The 16,018-nt window shown below is 40.3% G+C and carries 14 protein-coding genes; 2 read left to right on the plus strand and 12 right to left on the minus strand.

The window, feature by feature from the left end; genetic code table 11:
• Positions 1-205 precede the first annotated feature (205 nt).
• The 7 genes from Q0A12_RS04525 to Q0A12_RS04555 form a co-directional block, all read right to left on the minus strand.
• A complete protein-coding gene (locus Q0A12_RS04525) occupies positions 206-1,786 on the minus strand; it encodes a peptide chain release factor 3 (RefSeq protein ID WP_291291480.1) in 1,581 nt (526 codons plus the stop codon).
• A 219-nt stretch (positions 1,787-2,005) separates the two neighbouring features.
• Positions 2,006-2,812, minus strand: a complete 807-nt coding sequence (locus Q0A12_RS04530; RefSeq protein WP_291291481.1) for a MetQ/NlpA family ABC transporter substrate-binding protein — start codon at positions 2,810-2,812, stop codon at positions 2,006-2,008.
• An 8-nt stretch (positions 2,813-2,820) separates the two neighbouring features.
• Positions 2,821-3,489 (minus strand): methionine ABC transporter permease, encoded by a 669-nt coding sequence (locus tag Q0A12_RS04535; protein WP_291291482.1) that lies wholly within the window; start codon positions 3,487-3,489, stop codon positions 2,821-2,823.
• On the minus strand, positions 3,476-4,198 hold the full coding sequence (locus tag Q0A12_RS04540) for an ATP-binding cassette domain-containing protein (protein ID WP_291291483.1): 723 nt from the start codon (positions 4,196-4,198) through the stop codon (positions 3,476-3,478). The genes Q0A12_RS04535 and Q0A12_RS04540 overlap by 14 nt, the downstream gene beginning before the upstream one ends.
• A 31-nt stretch (positions 4,199-4,229) precedes the next feature.
• Positions 4,230-5,243 carry a lipoate--protein ligase gene (locus tag Q0A12_RS04545; RefSeq protein ID WP_291291484.1) on the minus strand — a complete coding sequence of 338 codons (1,014 nt, stop codon included), beginning with the start codon at positions 5,241-5,243 and terminating at the stop codon, positions 4,230-4,232.
• A gap of 188 nt (positions 5,244-5,431) precedes the next feature.
• Positions 5,432-6,808 carry a hemolysin family protein gene (locus tag Q0A12_RS04550; RefSeq protein WP_291291485.1) on the minus strand — a complete coding sequence of 459 codons (1,377 nt, stop codon included), beginning with the start codon at positions 6,806-6,808 and terminating at the stop codon, positions 5,432-5,434.
• 101 nt (positions 6,809-6,909) lie between these two features.
• On the minus strand, positions 6,910-8,034 hold the full coding sequence (locus Q0A12_RS04555) for an AI-2E family transporter (protein WP_291291486.1): 1,125 nt from the start codon (positions 8,032-8,034) through the stop codon (positions 6,910-6,912).
• 139 nt (positions 8,035-8,173) lie between these two features.
• On the opposite strand from Q0A12_RS04555, the gene Q0A12_RS04560 reads away from it, so the two are divergent.
• Positions 8,174-8,614 (plus strand): GNAT family N-acetyltransferase, encoded by a 441-nt coding sequence (locus Q0A12_RS04560; RefSeq protein ID WP_291291487.1) that lies wholly within the window; start codon positions 8,174-8,176, stop codon positions 8,612-8,614.
• A gap of 277 nt (positions 8,615-8,891) precedes the next feature.
• Here Q0A12_RS04560 and Q0A12_RS04565 read toward each other — a convergent pair whose 3' ends face one another.
• The 3 genes from Q0A12_RS04565 to recX all read right to left on the minus strand — a co-directional run bounded on the left by Q0A12_RS04565 (position 8,892) and on the right by recX (position 11,451).
• Positions 8,892-9,425 (minus strand): DUF402 domain-containing protein, encoded by a 534-nt coding sequence (locus Q0A12_RS04565; RefSeq protein ID WP_003126316.1) that lies wholly within the window; start codon positions 9,423-9,425, stop codon positions 8,892-8,894.
• Positions 9,426-9,518: 93 nt separating this feature from the next.
• Complete coding sequence (mutY, locus tag Q0A12_RS04570) at positions 9,519-10,664, minus strand: A/G-specific adenine glycosylase (RefSeq protein ID WP_291291488.1); 1,146 nt, start codon at positions 10,662-10,664, stop codon at positions 9,519-9,521.
• Positions 10,657-11,451, minus strand: a complete 795-nt coding sequence (recX, locus tag Q0A12_RS04575; protein WP_291291489.1) for a recombination regulator RecX — start codon at positions 11,449-11,451, stop codon at positions 10,657-10,659. Before recX ends, mutY begins: the two co-directional genes overlap by 8 nt.
• Positions 11,452-11,566: 115 nt before the next feature.
• Here recX and rlmD point away from each other — a divergent pair, with 115 nt between their 5' ends.
• On the plus strand, positions 11,567-12,943 hold the full coding sequence (gene rlmD / locus Q0A12_RS04580; protein WP_291291490.1) for a 23S rRNA (uracil(1939)-C(5))-methyltransferase RlmD: 1,377 nt from the start codon (positions 11,567-11,569) through the stop codon (positions 12,941-12,943).
• Positions 12,944-13,017: 74 nt separating this feature from the next.
• On the opposite strand, the gene glyS is transcribed toward rlmD, so the two are convergent.
• Both glyS and glyQ read right to left on the minus strand, forming a co-directional pair.
• Positions 13,018-15,090: a glycine--tRNA ligase subunit beta gene (gene glyS / locus Q0A12_RS04585; protein ID WP_291291491.1), complete on the minus strand. Its 2,073-nt coding sequence runs from the start codon at positions 15,088-15,090 to the stop codon at positions 13,018-13,020.
• Between the two features lies 1 nt (position 15,091).
• Entirely contained in the window at positions 15,092-16,003 is a 912-nt protein-coding gene (gene glyQ / locus Q0A12_RS04590; RefSeq protein WP_291291492.1) for a glycine--tRNA ligase subunit alpha, read from the minus strand.
• Positions 16,004-16,018 lie beyond the last annotated feature (15 nt).

Raw genomic sequence — 16,018 nt, forward strand, 5'->3', positions numbered from 1 at the left:
AATTTATCTTTATCATTTTTATAGTTTTTTTAAAAAACTGACAGCGATATCTACAAAATTCTAAAATAATTCCGATCCATACAAAAAAGCCCCTTTTTATCAAATTTGATAAAAAAGGACTTTCTACAGTCTATTCCAATGTCATTCTACCTACCGTTAAAAACCAAATTAAAATCCCTTATGAAACTTAACCTAGCAAGAATTTTTACATCAAACTCTTCAATTCCACATCCGGATATTTGTCGGCAAACCAACGCATTGCAAATTGATTTTCAAACAAGAACAACGGCTGGTCAAAACGGTCTTTGGCAAGAATGTTACGGCTTGAGCTCATTTTTTCATCTAAATCTTTCGGGTCGATCCAGCGGGCAATTTTATGTCCCATTGGCGTCATGATCACTTCTGCATTGTACTCATTCAGCATCCGATATTGGAAGACTTCAAACTGCAATTGACCAACCGCACCGATAATATATTCGTCACTAAGATAGGTTTTATACAGTTGAATGGCACCTTCTTGTACTAACTGATAGATGCCCTTGTGGAAAGATTTTTGCTTCATGACATTTTTGGCTGTAACTTTCATGAAAAGCTCTGGTGTAAATGAAGGTAATTCTTCATAGGCAACTTTTAACTTTCCTTCATATAAGGTATCACCAATCTGATAATTTCCCGTATCATAAACCCCAATAATATCCCCGGCAACAGCTTGCTCGATATTTTCTCGCGTATCCGCCATGAATTGAGTGACATTACTTAATTTCATTTTTTTACCTGTCCGCTCAAGGGTCACATCCATTCCCCGTTCAAATGTTCCGGAACAGATGCGGACAAAGGCAATGCGGTCTCGGTGTGCGGGGTTCATATTGGCTTGGATCTTGAAGACGAAGCCAGATAGCTCTTGTTCGTAAGGACTGATTTCGTCACCAGCCATCGTTTTATGTCCATAAGGTGCTGGCGCATATTGTAAAAAAGTTTCCAAGAAAGTTTGCACACCAAAGTTAGTTAATGCAGAGCCAAAGAAGACAGGCGTTTGATCCCCGCGAGCGATTTTCTCTTCGTCAAAGGCATCTCCAGCTTCTTGCAGTAACTCCACTTCTTCTAACACTTGTTGGTAGACACCGTTTTGATTTAGGGGATGATCTTGAGGAATCTCGCCATTTTGATCAAAAGGAATCAACCGTTCGCCACCATGTGATTCTGGGCGGTAAATTTCAACTCGTTGGTTATGAATGTCATAGAGACCTTCAAGTCCTTTTCCCATTCCGATTGGCCAATTCATCGGGTAGGACTCGATTTGAAGCAACTCTTCCAACTCTTCTAAAAGTTCTAAAGGTTCACGACCATCACGGTCTAATTTATTGATAAAGGTAAAAATTGGGATTCCCCGTTTTTTCACGACTTGGAAAAGCTTTTTCGTTTGTGCTTCGATCCCTTTGGCGCTGTCAATAACCATCACGGCACTATCGACCGCCATCAATGTCCGATATGTATCTTCAGAGAAATCCTCATGTCCAGGCGTATCCAAGATGTTCACACGTTTTCCTTGATAATCAAATTGCATCACCGAACTAGTGACAGAAATTCCCCGTTGCTTTTCGATTTCCATCCAGTCTGATTTGGCAAAATTACCGGTTTTCTTTCCTTTAACAGTCCCTGCTTGACGAATGGCGCCACCGAACAAGAGTAATTGCTCCGTGATCGTTGTTTTCCCAGCATCCGGGTGAGAAATAATCGCAAAGGTGCGACGACTTTCAACTTGTTGTTTTAAATTTGGATTCTCCATGTTATGTAGTTACTCCATTCCTTGAAATTAGAACTCTTTGGATAGCTACCAAAGAATTTCTGACCAAATCAGTATATCATGTATCAAGAGCGGAAAAAAGAAAAATTGCAGACAAATACTCTCTAGCCTTCAGATTCAAAGGAAAGACTAGAGAGCAAACTAAGTGAAAACTCGAGTCTTTGTTGCTTCAAACGCAACAAAAGTGATTGAAACAACAAACTAGAAAGCCGGAAGCAATGTGTCGCTGTGCTCATTTTCCAAAAATTCTTTGACTTTATCGCTGGTCATCGCTTTGCGGAGGACTTTGATTTTTTCTGAGTCTTGGTTGTCTTTGCGAGCAACCAAAGAAATTGCAAATCGGTCATCAATCGTTTTTTCTAAAAACAAGGCATCGTCAGGCTTTAGACCAATTTTGGCGATGTAGGTTGGATAATTGTAGACAAGGGAAACATTGGGTTCATTGTAGGCTTCTGCAAGATTTAATAGATCCACAGACAGCCATTCAAAATTTTTAGGATTGGCTGTGATGTCTTTGATCGTTCCATTGACCCCTACGCCATCTTTTAATTCGATTAAACCTTGTTCAGCTAGAATGGCTAGTGCTCGTCCTTCATTGGAAACATCGTTTGGCAAAGCGACTTTGGTTCCATCAGGGATATCTTCAATTTTTTTGTACTCTTTTGAATAAAAACCAACTTTTGCATTATAAATTTTGTCCAGTGCCACTAGATTCGCTGATTTTTCTTCGTTATACCGCTGCATATAAGGCTCATGCTGTGCGAAGTTTGCGTCGACTTCTTTATTATTCAACAGCTCGTTGTATTGAATATTATCATTCACTTGGACCAATTCAATTTTCCAGCCATCTTCTACCGCATCGGCTGCTACTTTGACAACATCTGTCATCGGTGTCGTTTGAGAAGCGACTTTGATCACTTTATCCTCCGATTGCGACTGATTGCTCGTTCCACAAGCCCCAAGAAGTGTTGCTGCTAGTACAAATCCAAGAAATATTCCTTTTTTCATTCTTACTCCTACTTTCTTTTATCCATTTTTTTTGCTAACTTATTCCCTAATAATTGAAGGATAAAAACAGCTATGATCATCAGTATAATAGCAAAATACATGACACCATATTCATAGCGTTGATACCCATAACGAATGGCAAAATCACCGATTCCTCCTCCACCTACAATTCCCATAACAGTTGAATAGGAAACCATGCTGATAATCGTCGTAGTCAAAGACAAGATCAAACCGCTTCGTGCTTCCACCAGTAAAAATTCTTTAACATATTGATACGTCGAGACGCCTAATGAGCGTGCCAATAATCCGACATCTTCAGGAACATCCAGCAGTACCTGTTCAACTAATCGTGCGTAAACCACAATTGCCACGATGCTTAGTGGAATGCTGGCGGGGATTGGGCCAAAAGAACTGCCTAATAGAAACCGAGTGACGGGAATCATGGCGACGACAAATAATAAGTATGGAAATGATCGGACGATTGTAATCAATAAATTTAGCACTTGGTACAAAAAGGTGTTTCTGCCACCACTTTCGCGACTAATAAACAAAAGGATGCCTACTGGAAGGCCAATCAAAATAGCAGCAGAAATGGAAATACCCATCATAATCAAGGTTTCTTTCAAGGCCTGTACTAATTCCGGCGAATAGTACAAAATGCTTTCACTTAGAGTCATGATTCAAGCTCCTCTTCACGCGAGCTACATAATCTAGCGTTTCTTTTTGCATAAGATGAGGCGTATTAGGCAATTCTGCTACGATTTTCCCTTGCTCCATCACATAGACGCGCTCACAAATTTGGCGTACTGCTGATAATTCATGGCTAACAAATACGATGGCCGGATGGAATGTGCTATGAATTTTTTGCAACAATGCTAAAACATCGCCTTTTGTGTCTTCATCCAATGCACTTGTGGGTTCGTCACACAAAAGAATTTTTGGTTCTTTGACCAATGCTCGTGCAATGGCGACTCGTTGTTTCTCTCCTCCGCTTAGGGAAGCAGGATACATGGAGCCCTTGTCAGACATACCGACAAAATCTAAAAAGTCCATCACCGGTTGCTGCGATTTTCCGGCTAATTTTAACGGTAGACAAACATTTTCATACACCGTCAAATTATGGAGTAGATTAAATTGTTGGAAAATCATCGCAATATCCTGCTGAACTTTTCGCTTCATTTTCTTGGTCAATCCCCCGGTACTGACGCCATCAATCACAATTTCGCCTGCAGAAGGTGATTCAATCAGATTAAGCAGGCGCAGTAAGGTAGATTTACCAGAACCGCTTTTACCAACGATACCAACGATTTCGTTTTGAATGGTTAGTGATACCTGATCAAGGACGGTGGCTTGATAAACTTGCGAAACTTGTTTTACTTCAATCATGTACGTCACCTCACTTTCCTAGAATGTTGATTTAATTGAAAAGGAGTGACACAAATTGATCATTTGTCAGTTGATGGATGTATTTATCAACTTTCACACCTTGTAAATGATGTCGCAATGCTTCATTATAAGGAAGACCAATCAGCTCTTTTTCAAGACCATGGATGTCTTCTTCGCCAAAAAAATCCCCAGTGATTTGTGCTTCTGTGATTTTACCCTTGGAAACTGAAAAGCGCAGCTCAACGATGCCAACCTTGTCAAAACGTTTGCGCTTTGTCCATTGATAATTAGGGGCTTCACCATAAATCCATTGATCGTTAGCATAACGGCTTTGATACAACTGATCGATTGCCCGTTGGTCTTCAGCGGTTAAAACGATTTCTTTTTCATGAATTTCTTCAATATTCTCAACATTATATATATGACAGAGCAATTGATCACGAAATTCCATCGTCGACAACTGCTGATATTCCTCAGAAAGATAAGGCTTGATGTTGGTGACACTTTTACGAACGGATTTTGTTGCTTTTGAAGCAATTTTTTCTTGGGGCACGTTCAATACTTTTGTTAAAATACTTAAATCCACATCGAACATCAATGTACCGTGGGAATAACTTCGGCCATTTTTCGTATACATGGCATTGCCGGAGAATTTCTTTCCTTCAACAAATAAATCATTTCTCCCTCGAACTTCAACCCCTTTTGCCCCCATCTTTTGCAATGCTTTTAAAATCGGTTGTGTCGCACCATGGTAATCACCAAAATGAGTCGCATCTTTATCTGTGACAAAACTAAAACTCAAATTGCCTAGATCATCATAAACTGCTCCACCTCCGGAAGTTCTGCGGGTTAAAACGATGTCATTTTCTCGTAAATAGTCAAAATTTATTTCTTCATAAGCATTTTGATTTCTGCCAATTATAACACATGGTTTTTGTATGTATAACAGTAGGCACGGTTCTGAAATATCTACGTTATTCATTAAATATTCCTCCGTTGCCAGATTGATACGAATATCCTTATTTTGCATTCGATAAAATCTCATATTCCCACCTCATCGTGATTTCTGTTTGACGCATTCTAATCCTCTCGTTAATCATAAGAAAAAGCAAGAAATATGCTTAAAAACAAAAGTTTTTTTATTCCTCACCATTCTGTATCATTATTTCAAATACTGTGTTACATTATTTCTCCAACAAAAAAATGCTTGAAGCCAAAGCTTCAAGCATTTTATTAGCGACGAGGTTCGTCTTCTTCAAAATCTTTTTTGAAATAGCGTCTTTCTTCTTCAGGTTCAACGGCAGTTTCTTCAGGATCATGGAAAATAACCCGAATTTTTAATACGCGAGAACCTTCTATTTCTTCTGTGATCAATGTGACATTATCTACTTTAAAGGAGAGTTTCTCTCCTTCGTCAGGGATTACTCCTAATGCTGTGATTAAATACCCAGCCATCGTATCAACATCACTCATGTGCAAACTCATATCGAAGGCTTCATTGAAGTCGTCGATCAGCATACGTCCTTGGATGATGTACTCATGTTCAGATACTTGTTCATACAATTCTTCTACTTCATCCGACTCATCATCAATCTCACCAACGATTTCTTCTAAGAGGTCTTCCAACGTAACCAGACCAACGACACCGCCGTATTCGTCTAATAGAATAGCCATCTGGTTTTGTGTCTTTTTCAATTCATAGAGTAAGTCGTCAATAAAAACAGTTTCAGGTACAAATAATGGTTCTTGTAGGATTTGTTTGATATCTAATGTTTCAAATCCATTTTTATAGGCAAATTTCAGCAGGGTTTTGGTATGCAAAACACCTACGACTTTGTCCTTGTCCTCATTATATACTGGGATTCGAGAATAGTTTTCCGCTAAAATTTCAGTCAAAATTTCATCTACTGAATCATTGATATCGACCATAAATGCAGCAGTTCGCGGCACCATTACTTCACGAGCCACTTTAGTGTCTAAAGAAAAGATTCCTTGTAGCATTTCCAATTCATCTTCTTCAAAAACACCTTCTGTTTCTAACATATACCGCATTTCATCCCGGGTCATTTTCGTATCTTCATCATCAAAATCCATTGGTGTGATGCGAGCTAACAAACTGGTTGAAGCAGAAAGCAGCCACACAAAGGGTTTCGCGATCGTACCGATTACACGGATGACACTTGAAGTGAATTGAGCCACTTCTTCGGATTTGTTCATCGCAATTCGTTTTGGATACAATTCTCCAAATACGATCGAAACATAGGTCAAAATCGCCAATACGATGATGTTCGCCAAGCTTTTCGCTGCAGCTCCACCACCTAAGACTGGGGCTAATTCTGATGAAAGTGTATCTGCCAGTGAGGCCCCTGATAAGATGTTGACCAATGTAATCCCAACTTGGATCGTTGACAAGAAGTTGGTGGGATTGTCAATGATTTTTAATAATTTTTGTGATTTGACATTGCCTTCCTCAGCCTTTTGTTCGACACGGTTCTTATTAACTGAAACAACCGCGATTTCTGAAGCAGCCAAGAAAGCATTGATCAATGTCAAAACGATCAATAGTAAAATTTGCGCTAGTAGCGACTGACTCTCGGGGTCAGCATTCATAATAGCATTCTCTCCTTATTTTTTCATTTTCTAAAAAAAATCGTGGGTTAGACCCACGATAAAATCGTATCATAAAGCTTTTTTCTTTGCAATAAAAACCATCAGTTATCCATCTCAATCAATTTCTCTTGATTTTTCTTACTTTTATCGTCGCGAATCAAATGAACGATAAAAATCACGATGGTACGACAAATGGCATAGAAAGGTACGCCTAAGAAGATTCCTAACAGTCCGGCGATATTTCCTGCGACTAACAACACTAAAATGATGGTTAGCGGATGAATCGCCAGCGACTTGCCGATTACATTCGGGTAGATCACGTTTCCATCCAATTGTTGAACAACTAGGACAACCACACAGCAGAGCAATGCGCGAAACGGATCATCAAAGATCGTGACTAATACTGCCGGAACCAACCCTAAATATGGTCCTAAGTAAGGAATCAAGTTAGTGATCCCTGCAATGACACCAAATAAAAAGGCGTAATTAACACCTACCAACCAATAGCCGATAAAGGTAAAGGTGGCAACAAAAATACATTCAATCGCTTGTCCACTAATGTAATTAGACAATGTTTTATTCAAGTCACCCAGTAACTCGATGATTTGTTTTCGTCTTTTTTCAGGCAAAACCGACTGAATATTTGGCACAAGTTTCTCGCCATCTTTCAACATATAAAATAAGATGAATGGTACTGTAATAATGATCATCGTTGCAGAAGCAATCGTTCCTACGATGGATCCTAGGCTTGTAGATAGACCGCTCAAAAATTGCTGCAGCAATGATCCATAGGATAAATTAAGGTTTTCAAGCTGTTGCGCAAAGTCGATCTGTTTAAACATCGGATCATCTGCTAATTTAGAAATCCAGATTTCCATGTTTTTTGCAAAAGTAGGAATATTTTCTGCAAGTTGTGAAATTTGGTTAATCAGATTTGGAATCACACTCACGATTGTCAGGACTATAGCTGCTACCAATAAGAGCAAAACTAAAATCACTGCATAAATTCTTTTGATCTTGGTCGTTTTCATCAGAAAGACGACGATTGGATTTAGTAGATAATACAAAAATCCGGCAATCAAGACTGGCGCAAATAATGTTGAAAAAAATGTTCCTACCGGTGCAAATAAGAAATTGATCTTGCTTAGGACTAAAACCAGTGTTGCAAGAACTAAAATTTCTAAAGACCAGAAGAAAAGTTTTGATTGTTTGAATTTGTCGAACAAATGATTCCCTCCTTTTTTGACTATTATAGTGTATTTCCCCAAAAAAAGCTTGCGACTTTAGCCGCAAAAGACATTTTTCTTTTCAGAAAAATGGTATACTTAAAAAATAATTGAGTAAATGAATGAGGTGGTTGATTTGATGTATGTAGCACAAACCAAAGATACTTTGAGTGAGATTTATCTTGATTCACTGAAAATCCGTAATGATGTCTTCGTTAAGGAACAAGGCGTGCCCTTGAGTCTTGAGATTGACCAAGACGAAGCGAATGCGGTGCATTTTGTTCTCTATAATGAACAAAAAGAAGCAACTGCCACTTTGCGGCTACTGCCGATCGATGGTCAAACATTGAAACTGCAGCGTATGGCAGTTCCCGCTGCTCACCGTAAAAAGGGATTAGGTCGGATCTTGATTGAAGGAGCTGAAGACTTTGCTCGAAAACAAGGGTATCAAACGATTGTTTTAGGAGCACAACTTACTGCAAAAGGGTTTTATCTTTCACTGGGCTATCAGCCTGAAGGAGAAGTATTCCTAGATGCAGATATGCCTCATATCAAAATGAGTAAAAATTTGCAGGACTAAACAGTGTCACGCAAATCGGGCTGGCAGCAATATCCCCTCGATCCATCCAGTCCAAGTTACGGGGAAATGCACCAGTAAGCTATCAACGGGTTTCAATAGAAAAGCCCCTGTTGGAGTTTTTCCCAAAAAAAAGTGCCGTCATAACCAAAAGATTTTTTTCAAAAGGTCTATTCAAAGACCTTTAATTGATTGGAAGATACGAATAAGTTAAAAAAAGACTCGACTTTAAAAGTCGAGTCTTTTGCACAATGAAGTGATCCTTTACGACTACTCCTTGCTATTTCTGAGACAACTGCTTGTAGCGATCATACCAAATGTCCACATACCCCTCAGAAAATGGTCCTTTGCCATTATTGATCCAATCTACTAAAATTTTGACATTTTCTTTTAAAATAAAATCAATGTCCTGCGGATAGTGCATGATCTTACTATGAAGCTCATATTCATCCACGTCTAGTAAACGTTTCTCACCATCAGGAAATACTTTGATATCAAGGTCATAGTCGATATACTTCAATGCCTCTTCATCAAGCAAATACGGTGAAGCGAGATTACAATAATAGGAAACCCCCTTTTCTCGGATCATTGCGATTACATTAAACCAGTATTTTTTATGAAAATATACAATAGCTGGTTCACGGGTAACCCAGCGTCTTCCATCCGATTCAGTCACCAATGTATGATCATTGACGCCAATCATTGAGAATTCGCTTGTCTTTAAGACCATAGTATCCCGCCACGTTCGATGCAAATTGCCGTCATGTTTGTAGCTTTGGATGCTGACAAACTCTCCTTCTTTTGGAACTCGCATAGCAACCCTTCCCTCAGCAAGAAAACTTGCGTTTTGTTTGGGTGTTCATTACACCGATATCGTAAATATTATAGCAATAAAAGAACCCTTTGCCTAGAAATGTTTATCGACTTTATGATTTTTCTTCAATTGTTCGACTAATTTTAACTGTGGTTTTGGAAAGACGTACTGATCAAATTCCTCTGACGTAGCCCATTGACTGTGTTCTACCGAGAATTCTGCCCGTTTACGACCATAAAAAAGCAATACATGCCATTTTAAATGACTAAAGATATGGGTGATCTCTCCGAGGTGCCTTTTTTGCCAAACGACGGGAAATTCAGAGAAAATCGGAGCTGGTTCTTCTGCAACAGCATCCAATGTTAACTGTTGATCCTGCCAATAAGCCAATAATTGCGTATAGGTTGCCTGATCCACTTCCAAAAGCGGAAAATGCCACATTTTAGCTAACAATCCAGTTTCTGGACGCTGCACCAATAAAAAGCGCCCATCGTCTTCAATCGCACCAGCAATGTAATACACGTCTTTTGGTTTCGCTTTTTTTGATTTTACAGGAAAATCGGTCTGTGTTCCTTGCTGATAGGCTAAACAATAGGCTTGCAGTGGACACTCCTCGCACAATGGCGAAGTGGGGGTACAGATACTCGAGCCAAGATCCATCAAAGCTTGATTGAATTCTCCTGGCTCATCATGAGAAATAATTGTACGCATCGCTTCATCGAAGACACCACGAGAACTCGCTTTAGCTATATCTGCCTCAATACAAAACAAGCGACTAACTACACGCATCACATTACCATCGATTGCAGGTTCCGGTAACCCAAAAGCGATACTGCCGATCGCCCCGGCGGTGTAAGGACCAATTCCCTTCAAGGAACGAATATCAGCGATGGCCTGCGGCATCTTTCCATCAAATTCAGCCATGATTTGTTGAGCGGCAGCTTTTAAATTGCGGGCACGAGAGTAATAACCTAATCCTTCCCATGCCTTCAAAAGTTTTTGTTCTTCGGCATCAGCTAAATCTTTGATGGTCGGAAATTGTTCCATAAAGCGGTAATAATAGCCAATGACAGTGTCCACTCTTGTTTGCTGCAGCATGATTTCTGAGATCCAGATTGCATAAGGATCATTGGTTGCTCGCCAAGGGAGATTCCTTTTTTCATCGTGGTACCAGTTCAAAAACTTGTCTTGGAAGGAACGAATGTCCTCTTCTGACCACTTTTCCCACTGTTTATTCATCCATAACTTCCTCATCTAAAAATTGTTGGATCGCATCGATAGCGAAGCCTTTTTGGTAAAGACCTTGTTTGATTTTCATTTTTCTTTTATTCAAAGGCAACCGCTGATGTCTTCGTAACAGCCGTTGACTTTCCTTTTGCAGTGCGGCATTTTCTTCTTCGTCGTCTCTATCTGTCGGCAGTTCATCTAAAATTAATTGGATAACTGGCTGTCTAAACCCTTTTTGCATCAGATGCAATGATAATTTCTGCATCATCTCTTTGTGGCTTTTCCCTTGAAAACGACGCAGCGCTTTTTCGGCCGTATGATAGCCAACATCAAATTGCTGTTCTTGTGTATACAGCGGCATCACTTCTTGAATCACTTCTTCGGAGAGCCCTTTTTGTTTCAATTGCTGACTAATGACAGACGGTCCTTTATCTCCTAAACGGATTTGCGTTCGCAAATAGCTTTCTCCATAGGATCGGTCATCAAGCAAGTTCAGTTCTTTGAGTCGCGCCACTACTAAATGACGATCCTCTAAACTGATTTCTTTGTCTTTGAGATAGGTACGAACTTCTTTTTCGGAACGCAGTTGATAACTAATATAATTCATCGCTTGCTGTAATCCGACATCAAAACCGGAACTTTTCTTGATTTCAGCCAATTCTTCTGGCGTTATTTCTTTCCCTTTTAAAAGGCGGAAACGAACCAGAAGATCCTCAGAGACTCGCAAGGATTCGCCATTGGAACAGTCTACTTCATAAAAGGGACCTTTTCCCTTACTGATACGAGTGATCGTTATCATTTTCTTCACCTCACGAACATATATTCTAGTTTATCACATAAAAGAGGAAATTCCTTCAAAAGAGCTATAAAAAGTATGGTAAAATAGGGAGACAATTTATCAATAAGGAGCAATCATGGCAAACGTACAACTTAAAAACGGTCAAAAGCTACAACTGACGATCAAACGCTTAGGAATCAATGGAGAAGGAATCGGTTATTATAAAAAATTGATCGTCTTCGTTCCACGAGTCCTTCCCGGAGAACAAGTGATTGCAGAAGTGACCAAAGCAACTCCAAGATTTGCGGAAGCAAAAATGACCAAAATTATCAAAAAAAGCAGTGACCGCATTACCCCTCCCTGTAAATTTTACGATCGTTGCGGAGGCTGTCAACTACAGCATCTTGTATACGACAAGCAACTTGACTTTAAAAAAGACTTGCTCAAACAAGCATTAATCAAATTCAAGCCTAAAGGTTATCAGAATTATGTCTTAAAAGAGACGATCGGTATGAAAGAACCATGGCACTATCGCAACAAAGCGCAGTTTCAGCTTCGGTATGACGCCAAAGCAAAACGGATCGAAGCCGGGCTTTACGAAATGGACTCTCATCGTTTAGTGGCCATCGATGATTGCCTCGTTCAAGAAAAAGCCACCCAAGATGTGATCAATGGCCTGGTACAGTTGCTGAACAAATACCAGATCCCAATCTATGATGAAAGAAAAAACAGCGGGATTCTAAGGACTTTAATGGTTCGTGTGGGTAGAGCCACCGGGGAGGTCCAAGTGGTTTTCATTACGAATTCCATTAAACTGCCACAGAAAAATGCGTTGATTCGAGAAATCAATCAACGGATGCCCCAAGTGGTGTCCATCATGCAAAATGTCCAAAATAAAAAGACCTCGGTGATTATGGGAGATGAAACCCTTCATCTCTGGGGGAAAGAAGCGATCGAAGAACGGTTACAGGAATTGACATTTGATCTTTCTCCTCGCGCCTTCTTCCAACTGAACCCGCAACAAACAAGCGTCCTCTATGACGAAGCCATCAAAGCATTGGCTTTGTCAAAAAATGAAACTGTGGTTGATGCCTATTGTGGTGTTGGAACGATTGGTCTTAGTCTTGCAAAACATGCCAAAGAAGTCCGCGGGATGGATATCATTCCCCAAGCTATCGAGAATGCCAAAGAAAATGCCCGCCGAATCCAAGCAGACAATACCCATTATGAAACAGGAACTGCTGAAGAGTTACTTCCTAAGTGGTTTGCAGCTGGGTTTAGACCAGATGGTATTGTCGTTGATCCTCCTCGAACTGGATTAGACGATCACTTGCTGCAAGCATTGGTTGCTCAGCCACCCAAGAAAATGGTTTATATCTCCTGTAATGTTTCAACGTTGGCTCGAGACTTGGTCAAACTGGCTTCCGTCTTCAAAGTTGAGTATTTGCAGTCTGTCGATATGTTTCCACAAACTGCTCGTTGTGAAGTCGTCGTTAAATTAACGCGTATATAAAAAATAGCCCTAACAGGCTTCGTTTGCTCGAAGAGGTCTGTTAGGGTATTTTTAGGATTACTTGTTTCCGAATACTATTTAGTGATCAATGCATCGAGACTAGCTACCGCCAAACTCATTTTGGCGATCTTGTCCAATAACGCAAATCGATTGCGACGTATTGCCTCGTCATCTACCATGACCATTGTCTGATCAAAATAGGCTTCGATCAATGGTTTCAGTGACACTAAACTTTGGTAGTTTTCTTCCATCGTTTGTTGTGAAAACTTATCTTCAATGGCGATCACAGCCTCATAAAGGGCTTTTTCCGACTCGTTTTCAAACAACTCAGGATTGATTTGTTGGTGTTCAAGATCTGCTTTTTTCGCAAGATTAATGACCCGTGTCAAAGCTTCCATTGATGGTTTGAAATCAGAATCATTCAAATGGGCTCTTAGCATTTCAGCAGCTTCAAATAAAAGACTGATATCGCCTTGGCGCGAGTTGATCACCGCTTCGATCACATCGTGACGAATGTTTTTTGTTGCTAAAAATTGACGAAGACGTCCATCAACAAAATCCATGACCTGCTCTTGTCCATCACTTAACTCAATACCATAGATTGCTGGATGTTCATTGATTGCTGCACGAATTTTTTCTTGCAAGTGAGCAAATGGGAAGTACCAGCGTTTCTCCGTGATGATGCGGATGATACCATATGTTTGCCGGCGCAATGCGTAAGGATCATTTGATCCGCTTGGAATCATACCAACTGCAAAGAAAGCCATTAAACTGTCCAATTTATCAGCGATGGCCAAAACCGCACCAATGGTTGATTCCGGTAAAGCACCTTCTGCAGAAATCGGCATATAATGTTCACGAATGGCTTGAGCAACTTGTGGTGTTTCTCCCTGTAAGAGGGCATATTTTTCTCCCATCACACCTTGAAGTTCCGGAAACTCGCCAACCATATTTGTGACCAAATCAAATTTGTAGATTTCTGAAGCACGTTTCAGTTCTGTTTTTTCAGCTTCTGATAATCCGACAGTTTCGCCAATGATTTGGGCAATCGTTGCCACACGCTGCATTTTTTCATATAAGCTGCCGATTTTTTCGTGGAAAGTCACTTGCTTCAACTTTTCTACACATTGTTCGATGGTTAGCTTTTTATCTTCATTGTAAAAGAATTCAGCGTCTTCCAGACGTGCCGTCAATACTTTTTGATTCCCTTTGACAACATTATCGATTTTTACCCGATCGCCGTTTCTAGCTGAAATGAAATGAGGTAACAAAACGCCTTCCGGTGTACGCACATCAAAATAGCGCTGATGTTCCTTCATTGAAGTGACTAAAACTTCTTCAGGAACTGAAAGATATTTCTCATCAAAGTCACCGACAAAAGCAGTCGGGTATTCTACTAAGTTGTTGACTTCTTCTAAAAGGTCTTCATCAAGATCGATCCGCCAGTTGTTTTCTTTCGCAATGGTCTCAATCTGATCCACGATCAATTGGCGTCGTCTAGAAGGATCAGCAATGACAAATTGAGCATCCATTTGACTCAAATAGTCATCCGCCGTTTCAAAAGTAACTTCTTCGCCAAGGAAACGATGTCCCCGAGATTTCCGATCTGTTTTCACGTCTAGAATTGTAAATGGGACGACTTCAGCGCCAAACAATGCTACGATCCAGTGGATAGGTCGGATATATTCAAAGTCATAGTCTGCCCAATGCATCGTAACTGGGAAAGTCAGACTTGTAATGACTTCTTTTAAGCCGGTTAACACGTCAAGTGCTGGTTTACCTTGAGTATGTTTTGTAACATAAACATATTCTACGCCATTTAATTCTTTAAATGTGATCGCATCTGTGGTCAATCCTTGTCCTCGAACGAACCCTTGGGCTGCTTTTGTCCAATTGCCATCGGCATCCAACGCAATTTTCTTGGCAGGTCCTTTGACTTCTTCTTGAGAATCAGCTTGCTTTTCCGGAATCCCAGTCACATAGACAGCTAAACGTCGAGGCGTGGAATAAGCTTCGATCGAAGTAAATTGCAATGCATGATCCGTCAAAAACTCCGCCGTTTTTTGTTGCAGCTGTTTCATACTTGGCGTGACAACATGTGCGGGCATTTCCTCTAAACCGATTTCTAATAATAGGTTTTGTGCCATTTTATTTCCCTCCCGCAATCAATTTTTCCGCTTCTTCTGGCGCTAATAATGGATAACCTAGTTTTTCTCGTTCAGCGACAAATAACTTGGCAACTTGTCTTGCTAAATTACGGATACGAGCCAAATATCCAGCACGTTCGGTAACTGAAACAGCACCCCGAGCGTCTAACAGGTTGAAAGTATGGCTGCATTTTAAAATGTAATCATACGCAGGATGAACGAGGTTTTCATCGATACAGCGTTTTGCTTCTGCTTCGAATCGATCAAAATTGCTTAACAATAACTCTTGATCGCTGACTTCAAAGGAATATTTTGAATGTTCAAATTCAGGCTGACGGAAAATCTCACCGTATTTGACCCCTGCCGACCATTCCAAATCATAGACACTTTCAACTTCTTGAATATAAGAAGCCAAGCGTTCCAAGCCATAAGTGATCTCTGAAGTCACTGGTTTGCAGGCCAATCCTCCCACTTGTTGGAAGTAAGTAAATTGAGTGATCTCCATGCCGTCTAGCCAAACTTCCCATCCTAGACCGGCACAACCCATTGAAGGATTTTCCCAGTTATCTTCGACAAAACGAATATCATGTTCCAAAGGATCGATTCCCAACAAACGCAAACTTTCAAGGTATAATTCTTGGATATTTTCAGGAGAAGGTTTCATCACCACTTGAAATTGATGGTGTTGATACAAACGGTTAGGGTTTTCGCCATAACGACCATCCGCTGGACGACGAGAAGGTTCAACATAAGCGGCATTCCAAGGCTCCGGTCCAATCGCACGTAAAAAAGTATACGGACTCATGGTTCCTGCCCCTTTTTCTGTATCATACGCCTGCATCAGCATACAGCCGTTGTCAGACCAGAACTTTTGTAAAGTCAAGATCATTTCTTGAACGGTTAATTTACTCATCTTATTCTTCCTTTC

Source organism: Enterococcus sp. (assembly GCF_022711995.1).
GTDB lineage: Bacteria > Bacillota > Bacilli > Lactobacillales > Enterococcaceae > Enterococcus_D.

Excerpts from the sequence above, each read along its gene's own strand:
- Q0A12_RS04525 (WP_291291480.1), bottom strand. The coding sequence starts at position 1,786 with ATGGAGAATCCAAATTTAAAACAACAAGTTGAAAGTCGTCGCACCTTT.
- Q0A12_RS04530 (WP_291291481.1), bottom strand. The coding sequence starts at position 2,812 with ATGAAAAAAGGAATATTTCTTGGATTTGTACTAGCAGCAACACTTCTT.
- Q0A12_RS04535 (WP_291291482.1), bottom strand. The coding sequence starts at position 3,489 with ATGACTCTAAGTGAAAGCATTTTGTACTATTCGCCGGAATTAGTACAG.
- Q0A12_RS04540 (WP_291291483.1), bottom strand. The coding sequence starts at position 4,198 with ATGATTGAAGTAAAACAAGTTTCGCAAGTTTATCAAGCCACCGTCCTT.
- Q0A12_RS04545 (WP_291291484.1), bottom strand. The coding sequence starts at position 5,243 with ATGAGATTTTATCGAATGCAAAATAAGGATATTCGTATCAATCTGGCA.
- Q0A12_RS04550 (WP_291291485.1), bottom strand. The coding sequence starts at position 6,808 with ATGAATGCTGACCCCGAGAGTCAGTCGCTACTAGCGCAAATTTTACTA.
- Q0A12_RS04560 (WP_291291487.1), top strand. The coding sequence starts at position 8,174 with ATGTATGTAGCACAAACCAAAGATACTTTGAGTGAGATTTATCTTGAT.
- Q0A12_RS04565 (WP_003126316.1), bottom strand. The coding sequence starts at position 9,425 with ATGCGAGTTCCAAAAGAAGGAGAGTTTGTCAGCATCCAAAGCTACAAA.
- mutY (WP_291291488.1), bottom strand. The coding sequence starts at position 10,664 with ATGAATAAACAGTGGGAAAAGTGGTCAGAAGAGGACATTCGTTCCTTC.
- recX (WP_291291489.1), bottom strand. The coding sequence starts at position 11,451 with ATGATAACGATCACTCGTATCAGTAAGGGAAAAGGTCCCTTTTATGAA.
- rlmD (WP_291291490.1), top strand. The coding sequence starts at position 11,567 with ATGGCAAACGTACAACTTAAAAACGGTCAAAAGCTACAACTGACGATC.
- glyS (WP_291291491.1), bottom strand. The coding sequence starts at position 15,090 with ATGGCACAAAACCTATTATTAGAAATCGGTTTAGAGGAAATGCCCGCA.
- glyQ (WP_291291492.1), bottom strand. The coding sequence starts at position 16,003 with ATGAGTAAATTAACCGTTCAAGAAATGATCTTGACTTTACAAAAGTTC.